This window comes from Pseudoalteromonas sp. S558 (assembly GCF_005886635.1).
Classification (GTDB): Bacteria; Pseudomonadota; Gammaproteobacteria; order Enterobacterales; family Alteromonadaceae; genus Pseudoalteromonas; species Pseudoalteromonas aliena.
In genome coordinates this window covers 1-7,561 of sequence record NZ_PNDU01000304.1, presented here as the reverse complement: position 1 = coordinate 7,561, position 7,561 = coordinate 1, and the positions used below count along the sequence as shown (strand labels likewise).

8 protein-coding genes are annotated in these 7,561 nt (G+C 38.5%); 7 read left to right on the top strand and 1 reads right to left on the bottom strand.

Features of this window, described 5'->3' with window-relative positions; translation table 11 throughout:
• On the top strand, nucleotides 1-271 hold a 271-nt coding region (locus CWB66_RS17710), incomplete at its 5' end, for a hypothetical protein (RefSeq protein ID WP_138586403.1).
• A gap of 335 nt (nucleotides 272-606) precedes the next feature.
• On the opposite strand, the gene yejK is transcribed toward CWB66_RS17710, so the two are convergent.
• Nucleotides 607-1,623 carry a nucleoid-associated protein YejK gene (gene yejK / locus CWB66_RS17705; RefSeq protein WP_077538271.1) on the bottom strand — a complete coding sequence of 339 codons (1,017 nt, stop codon included), beginning with the start codon at nucleotides 1,621-1,623 and terminating at the stop codon, nucleotides 607-609.
• A gap of 62 nt (nucleotides 1,624-1,685) precedes the next feature.
• Here yejK and CWB66_RS17700 point away from each other — a divergent pair, with 62 nt between their 5' ends.
• The 6 genes from CWB66_RS17700 (at nucleotide 1,686) to CWB66_RS17675 (ending at nucleotide 7,381) form a co-directional block, all read left to right on the top strand.
• On the top strand, nucleotides 1,686-1,898 hold the full coding sequence (locus CWB66_RS17700; protein ID WP_007375276.1) for a YejL family protein: 213 nt from the start codon (nucleotides 1,686-1,688) through the stop codon (nucleotides 1,896-1,898).
• A gap of 5 nt (nucleotides 1,899-1,903) precedes the next feature.
• The gene (locus tag CWB66_RS17695) at nucleotides 1,904-3,397 is read left to right on the top strand and encodes a DUF3413 domain-containing protein (RefSeq protein ID WP_138586402.1); all 1,494 of its coding nucleotides are present in this window, start codon (nucleotides 1,904-1,906) and stop codon (nucleotides 3,395-3,397) included.
• A gap of 100 nt (nucleotides 3,398-3,497) precedes the next feature.
• Nucleotides 3,498-3,983, top strand: coding sequence for a DUF4124 domain-containing protein (locus CWB66_RS17690; protein WP_138586401.1), 486 nt, complete (start codon nucleotides 3,498-3,500; stop codon nucleotides 3,981-3,983).
• Nucleotides 3,984-4,088: 105 nt separating this feature from the next.
• The gene (gene aceK / locus CWB66_RS17685) at nucleotides 4,089-5,807 is read left to right on the top strand and encodes a bifunctional isocitrate dehydrogenase kinase/phosphatase (RefSeq protein ID WP_077538274.1); all 1,719 of its coding nucleotides are present in this window, start codon (nucleotides 4,089-4,091) and stop codon (nucleotides 5,805-5,807) included.
• A gap of 16 nt (nucleotides 5,808-5,823) precedes the next feature.
• The gene (locus tag CWB66_RS17680; RefSeq protein ID WP_138586400.1) at nucleotides 5,824-6,762 is read left to right on the top strand and encodes a LysR family transcriptional regulator; all 939 of its coding nucleotides are present in this window, start codon (nucleotides 5,824-5,826) and stop codon (nucleotides 6,760-6,762) included.
• Between the two features lie 175 nt (nucleotides 6,763-6,937).
• A complete protein-coding gene (locus CWB66_RS17675) occupies nucleotides 6,938-7,381 on the top strand; it encodes a ferritin-like domain-containing protein (protein ID WP_138586399.1) in 444 nt (147 codons plus the stop codon).
• Nucleotides 7,382-7,561 lie beyond the last annotated feature (180 nt).

The following is a 7,561-nucleotide window of genomic DNA, read 5'->3' as shown; positions in this document are numbered from 1 at the left end:
GCCAGCTAAAGTTGAAACGCCTGTAGTAACTGAGCAGCCTACTAAAGCTGAGAAATCAGCACCGCATGTTAAAACAGTAGTTACTCAAGGGTCAGCAAGTGCGCCAATGGCACAGCCAACTCCAGTGACTGATAGCGAAGTAAAACATGTATCTGTTGCTATGGCTCATGACAAACGTGAACTAGTGCCTGATAGTGGGTTACGTGCAGGTTCCATCAAACCTGCTGGTCGTGCAAGCGCTGCAATGACTAAAACAATGAGTGTTGATTAGTAATTAGTACTCATTAAAAAGCCCCGCTATTTAATAAATAGCGGGGCTTTTTTGTTTAAATACCTAAAAGTTTCACTTACCAAAACATTAAACACATAAAAGCGATGCTTTTCGCGCAAGCAAGCTTTACGCCTACAGCCACAATTTAACACCCTGCATAATCCCAACTTATAAACACACACTTGTAGACACGCAACTTGTTGGCGTGACGGGCAACGCCCGTAATCACTAATAATACCAACCAGCATAAAATGATAAACCAGAACAAGTACAGCGTATAAAAAACGCGATATAAATATCGCGTTCTTAAATCAACTTTCTGCTAAATCAAAAAATTATTCGCTTTCATTTTCCATAAAACGTTGTAGCTGATCTTTTAAGTTTGGCGGAATACCTTTAATCACTAACGTATCAGTTGCTTCGTTATACGTTACACGTTCACCTAAATGCTTACGCTCAAAACTTACACTTACTCCTCCACCAAGCCCTGAAAATTTAACCATACTAGTTACGGTTTTTTTATCCACAGGGAAAGTTTCTTCCAAGTCGTAACTTTGTTCTTTGCAAAAGCTGTCAAACGGGCTGTCATCGCCTTTTGTAAGCGTTGCAGAAAGCTCACTTACGCTGGCATCTTCACCAGTAGTTACGCAATCGTTACAGTAATCAAATACTTGTTTACGTAAGTCGTCTTTTTCTGATTTATCAAATTGTTGCTCAGATAAATAATCTTCGACTGCGCTAAGCATTACTTGGCTTTGCTGTTTTGAATCAATCCCCTCTTCACAGCCTAAAAAGTCTAAGAAAAAGTCAGCAACTTTACGACCCGCACGCCCTTTAATAAACGAAATATAACGATTATCTTCTGCCTGTGTATCCCACGCTGTTAAATCGATACGCGCTGCAAGTTGCATACGAGATATATCTAAATGACGAGAAGCCGCTAAATCGAGCTCTGAAGTCATTGAGTAGTGCTCTTTAATGTTAATCATCGCAATTAACATGTAATCGGTAGCAACATACTGATAATGACAAAATACTAAATAGCCTGTTTCGCTAAATGCATACTTATCAAGTTCTTCTTTTAAAACTGTTGAGGCTTGCTCTGTCATGTGCCAAAAGCCAAGCTCGTCATTGCGGTAACTTTGCATTGCTGACGCAACAACACTGTTTTTATCGCCACTAAACGCACAGTAGCCTTTACCAGGCTTGCCGTTGTATGCATGATGCAATTGCTCAATAAACACGGCCACTTTGTCATTAATGATCATTTCATCATTTCGAAGGTGAATTTGCGTATCATCGTCTTTTTTGTCTACATAATGAACGACTAATTTTTTAACGTCTGTTGTCATCTTTGTTTTTCACGCCTCTAGTGTTAAAATACGGGAATATAACTATTTTATTGAACCAACTGATGCCAATCTTATCAAAATACTCTAATGAAGAAGTAGAACAAATCGTCGATCAGCTTATTGATGTGCTAACTAAGCACAATGCGCCGGTTGATTTAAGTCTAATGTGTTTAGGAAATTCTATCACGCATATCCTAAAAGAGCATGTACCAACAGGGAAAAGACAAGCCGTCACTGAGAACTTTGCAAAAGCTCTTTCACAGTCGGTTAAATAGACTCTATGAATTTATCGCAGCACAATCAGTTTTCATCAAAAGCGAGTCAGTTGTTAAGCTGGGGGCATTGGTTTACCTTTGCCAATATCGGTTTAGCGCTCTTAATTAGTTTAAGCTATTTATTTGCCGACTCGCCGCCAACAAGCTTTATGGGCATCACTTATATGCTAGTGACATGGTTAAGCCACACTAGTTTTATTGCCTTTATAGCGTTTGTGCTGACGGTATTCCCGCTTAGTTTAGTTTTCCCCTACCCCAGACATATTCGCGGCATGGCTGCTGTCATTGCTACGTGTGGGGCTTCGTTACTGACGCTTGATGCTTATGTCTATTTTAATTTAGGGTATCATTTAAGCACATCGGCCTTACCAGAAATTTTATCGCTTTTATGGCATCGCTTAACTAGCTCTCCGGCGTTAACAACAATACTTGCAAGCGCTGTTGTTCTGCTCATATTAGGATTTCAATTAATTGTCAGTAACTTTACGTGGCAACGTTTAGAACAACTAAAACAATTGAAATTTGCTCGATATGCAATTTCATTTTTAATTATGTGTTTTGCACTTAGCCATAGCATTCATATTTGGGCCGATGCAAATTTAAAATTTGATATCACTAAGCAAGATAACGTCCTACCACTTTCGTATCCTACGACAGCTAAAAGCTTATTAGCTAAAAACGATTTGCTTGATATAGAGAGCTACAACCAAGCACATAACGTTAAAATTAATAACCAAAATATTAATTACCAAATACCGACACCTTTGGCAAAGTGTGACGATTATGCACAAAAGAATATTGATATATTTGTTTTTGAAACAGATAAACAACTTGCAGATTTTATTGCAAATAAAACAGTGTATAAAACAAAGCAATTTTTGCAGCCAACAGATCATGACGATATGCTATTTAGCTTAGTATATGGTTTGCCCGCTTTTTATAAAATGGCAATTTTAAAAGATAAAACGCTACCCGCTTGGCAAAGTCAGCGTCGAAGCATAGAAATAAAAGGGATAGACGAGCTAAGCTTTATTAACGATCAAGCCCACACTAATAGCGTTATTAGAGTTATTAAAGGGTCTGACACGCTGATCTCTCATGATGAAACTAGCCAGTTTTTCGCCTTCAGCTTAGCAAGTGATAGCCAAGAAGTTGTGACGACTTCTGTTTTATATAGCTCTGATAAGCGAATTTCAAAAGTAGATGGACTAATTCAGCCAAGCGATTTAATGGCAACAAGTGTGGGTCAGTATCTAAATTGCAAAGCTATTGCAAAACAAACTATGCTGGGTGTTAATTTATACAAGAAAAAAGATGACATGGGCGTAAATTACTCCCAAGGCGTGGTGATAACTTATAAGAAAGATAGAATTACACTTATTGATTCAGATGGAAACTTTAAAAATATCTCTGCCGCTGAGGGGTTTTCTATAGAGCAAGGGCTAGATATTCCATTTTTAGTTCAAAGCATTAAAAAATTAAAAACATTTACGCAGTAATTACCGCGCATAACCTAGCTTGCTAAACCGCCATGCTAGGTTATAGTTTTACTTTCACGCGCACTATTAGCAAAGTAAAAAAAATCCAAGGAGGGCAGTTATGTGTAAACATTCTCGTTACTTTTTATATGTATTTTGCTTCTCAATTAGTCTATGCAGTAACGCCACAACCTACTACAAATGTGTCACAGCAAAAGGGACTATATTTTCTCAATTCCCTTGTGATGATCAAGCAACTACGTACAAAGTAAATACCACCAACGTACTCCAAACAGCTCCTAAAACAGATTACAACAAACAGTTAAACGATATTGAGCGTGAAAGAATACTAAGCATGTTACAAGCTCAGCTTCGAAGTAATAACCATAAATTAGCTATACTCGACCGTGAAAAACAGCGCGACGAATATAAACAACAGCAACGGCTCAGTCATATTCTAAGTGATGATGACAAAAAGCGTATTGCTAAAGATATTACTAAACAGATCAAGTTAATAAATAAAACACATAAAAAAGAAGCCTTTGTTATTTCTAAAAAAATTAAAAAGCTCGAAAAAGAAATAACCCTATACCAGCAAACAAAATAAAACTCGCATAAAGGCGTAAGGCGTAATTTAGCTTGGTTTTAAATCCAAAATAACATATCCTTAACACAATAGAGTATAAACTCTAACATGTATTAAGGAGTGCTTATGCAGCCACGTAATATTGCTGAATTAATTTTAACCGGCTTTAAAAAGCACTATAAACTATTTCAAAAAATCACCGCTAAAGCCCCGCTCGCTTTCGCTAATAAAAACTGGCAAGCAATTAATGATATTAGCCGCCTGCGGATTAGTTATTATGATGATCGTGTTAACGAAACCACCCAGTCTTTAAAAAAAGCCCATCCTACAGATACCCTCGACGAAGTTTTTTGGCTTGAAGTAAAAAAAGTATATCAACACTTTTTATGCTTTCACCCTCAAGCCGAGCTTGCTGAAACATTTTATAATTCAGTATTTTGTCGTTTGTATCACAGGCGCTACTTTCACAACGACTTTATATTTGTACAGGCGACATTAAAAGATGCGCCATCGGTACCGGTAGAGTCTGAGTACCGGAGTTATTTCCCGGTAGTTGATGGCTTAAAACCAACAATTAAGCGCATTATTAACCATTTTGATTTTAAAGCCCCGTTTGTCGATTTAGAGCGTGATATTCGCCTGCTTGTTAAGGCATTTTATAAACAAGCGCCCGACACACACCATCAGCCATGGCAAATGCGTTTTGATATACTCCATACTGCATTTTATCGTAACAAAGCCGCGTATATCGTTGGCCGAGTAGTTTCTCAAAGCGGTGTGCAGCCATTTATTATTGCAGTCCTTCACCATGAAGATAAAGGCCTATATTTAGACGCCCTACTCACTAAATCATCACAAATGCGCGTTATTTTTGGCTTTGCGCGTGCTTATTTTATGGTAGAAACGCATGCCCCTTCGGCGCTAGTTCGGTTTTTAAATCAATTAATGCCCAATAAAACTATTGCTGAGCTTTACAATGCTATTGGTTTTCATAAACAAGGTAAAACAGAGTTTTATCGTGAGTTTTTAAACCACTTAACACACTCGAATGACGAGTTTACCATAGCACCTGGCACCCCAGGTATGGTGATGATGGTATTTACACTGCCCTCATTTGGTTACGTATTTAAAGTAATAAAAGATAAATTTGGTGAAAGTAAGCCATTTGGCCGCGACACTGTTTTAAAACGCTACCAACTAGTAAAAAGCCATGACCGTGTAGGCCGTATGGCCGATACCATAGAGTATTCCAATGTCGTATTTCCTTTGTCGCGTTTTGATAGTAATTTGCTTGAGCAGTTACATAAAACAATTGGCTCATCTATGGTTATTGAAGGAGACTGGTTGATAATAAAACACCTTTACATTGAACGGCGTATGACACCTCTGAACCTGTTTTTAGAAAATGCAGATGACGAAAGCGCAGCAGATGCCATTGAAGAATACGGCCAAGCACTCAAAGAAATGATTGCCGTTAATATATTTCCAGGTGATATGCTCTTAAAAAACTTTGGGGTAAGTAAACACAAGCGCATTATTTTCTATGATTACGACGAAGTACAATATTTAACAGATATGAACTTTAGAGAATTACCGAAACCAAAAAGTTACGACGACTATTTAACCGACGAACAGAGCTACTCGGTCGCACCCCAAGATGTTTTTCCTGAGCAGTTATGTACCTTTGTTACACCTAACCCGACTTACAAACAGTTTTTGATAAGCACGCACCCTGAATTGCTTGATGTTAGTTTTTGGAAGCAAGCACAGCAGAATGTAAAGGATGGGCAAGTGAGTCACATTTATCCATATCCGACAGCACAGCGATTTATTCATCACTGGTAGACGCAAAGGACACACAATGAATATAAGTAAAATAGATTTAAATTTACTCGTTTACCTCGACACACTACTGCGAGAATGTAACGTAACACGCGCTGCAAACCAATTAAGTATCACACAACCGGCGATGAGTAACGGCCTGAAACGATTGCGTAACCTGTTCAACGATCCTATTTTAGTGCGTACCAGCGATGGGATGGTCCCTACAGAGCGCGCATTAGAGCTGCAACCTGTGATACGCGGCATCTTAATGACGCTTGAAGAAACTCTTGCCCCTAACAGAGAGTTTGAAGCAAGCCAGAGTAAGCGTGTATTTAGAATAATGGCCAGCGATTACGCTGCCAGCACCCTTGCTCCTAAGCTGCTGAGTAAATTGCACGAAGAAGCGCCTGATACAACCTTAGACATACTCACGCCAAGTGATGTTACCTTCCATGACGTTGAAAATGGTAAAGTAGATATGGCAATCAATCGCTTTGAAAATCTACCGCAATCGTTTCATCACAAACGTATTTGGAAAGATAGCTTTTGCTGCTTAGTAAAAGCCGATAATCCAATAATTGAAAACTTCAGCCTTGATAGCTATTTAAAAGCACGTCATATATGGGTGAGTAAAACCGGTTTTGGCGTCGGTGTAGGTATGGACCCAAAAGACGTACAAAAATTAGGTTGGGTTGACGAAGCACTCGCACACTTTGGAAAGCATCGAAATATTGCTACGTTTACACGTAATTACCATGTAGCAATTCATTTAGCAAAAGAGAAAAACCTGATTGCGACCCTGCCATCTAAAGCCGCTAATATTTACCTAGACGATGCAGGTCTTAAAATTTTAGAACCTCCTTTTCCTATTCCGCCCTTTGAGCTTGATATGATCTGGAGCCCACTTTTACACAGAGATGCCAGTCATATTTGGCTACGTCAAAAAGTAGCTGAGGTGGCAGAGGAGCTAAAATAACTTTATTACACGATCCCTTGTAAAAATTGCTAGGCTAATTTAAAAAACAATTAGCCTTTTTACTAAAAAACAAAAACAAACATTTAAAATCAATACCTTAAAATAAATAATTATGTGGAACAGCCTTTGCTTTAATTAAATGGAAGTTTACATTCATTTAATTAAAGAGGTCATTATGAACACCCATCAAGGAACAGAAGTAAATCATATTACAGACATCATCCAAGTAATGAACAGTGGCATCGACTTTTATGAAAAAGCCCAAGAAAAAATTGAAGACCCAGCAATTGGCGCACTTTTTCAACGTATGATTGACGCACGAAAAGTAAGTGTTGAACGCCTGCAACCTTATGCTATTAACGAAAAAGGTGAGCGTGAGGATGGTTCTTCATTTGCTATTGAAGCACGCCGTGCTTATACCGCGTTACTTACTACATTTAGCTCAAACAACGACAGCACATATGTAAAAGAGCTTGAGGAGGTTGAAGATAAAACACTTGCAGAAATTAAATCAGCAATGGATAAACCACAACCTGCTGATTGCGAAGCGGCACTAGCTAAAACCTTGCTAACAATGCAAAGCTGTCATGCAGAAATGAGCCGCATGCAAAAAAATTAGTCATTGCTAAAATATAATTAAACCTAGGGCGTGTTGACCTTTCGTGATTAATTTTGCAGCAGACTGTTTGGTATTTAGGCAAGGCAGAGCCTATGTAGTGTGGTTATTCCCCATAAATAGGCGATAACGCAGCATAAATGCCAAACATGCGCTGCCCTTTGGGTTCTTTCTAGGGACGAT

Excerpts from the sequence above, each read along its gene's own strand:
- yejK (WP_077538271.1), bottom strand. The coding sequence starts at position 1,623 with ATGACAACAGACGTTAAAAAATTAGTCGTTCATTATGTAGACAAAAAA.
- CWB66_RS17680 (WP_138586400.1), top strand. The coding sequence starts at position 5,824 with ATGAATATAAGTAAAATAGATTTAAATTTACTCGTTTACCTCGACACA.
- CWB66_RS17690 (WP_138586401.1), top strand. The coding sequence starts at position 3,498 with ATGTGTAAACATTCTCGTTACTTTTTATATGTATTTTGCTTCTCAATT.
- CWB66_RS17695 (WP_138586402.1), top strand. The coding sequence starts at position 1,904 with ATGAATTTATCGCAGCACAATCAGTTTTCATCAAAAGCGAGTCAGTTG.
- aceK (WP_077538274.1), top strand. The coding sequence starts at position 4,089 with ATGCAGCCACGTAATATTGCTGAATTAATTTTAACCGGCTTTAAAAAG.
- CWB66_RS17700 (WP_007375276.1), top strand. The coding sequence starts at position 1,686 with ATGCCAATCTTATCAAAATACTCTAATGAAGAAGTAGAACAAATCGTC.
- CWB66_RS17675 (WP_138586399.1), top strand. The coding sequence starts at position 6,938 with ATGAACACCCATCAAGGAACAGAAGTAAATCATATTACAGACATCATC.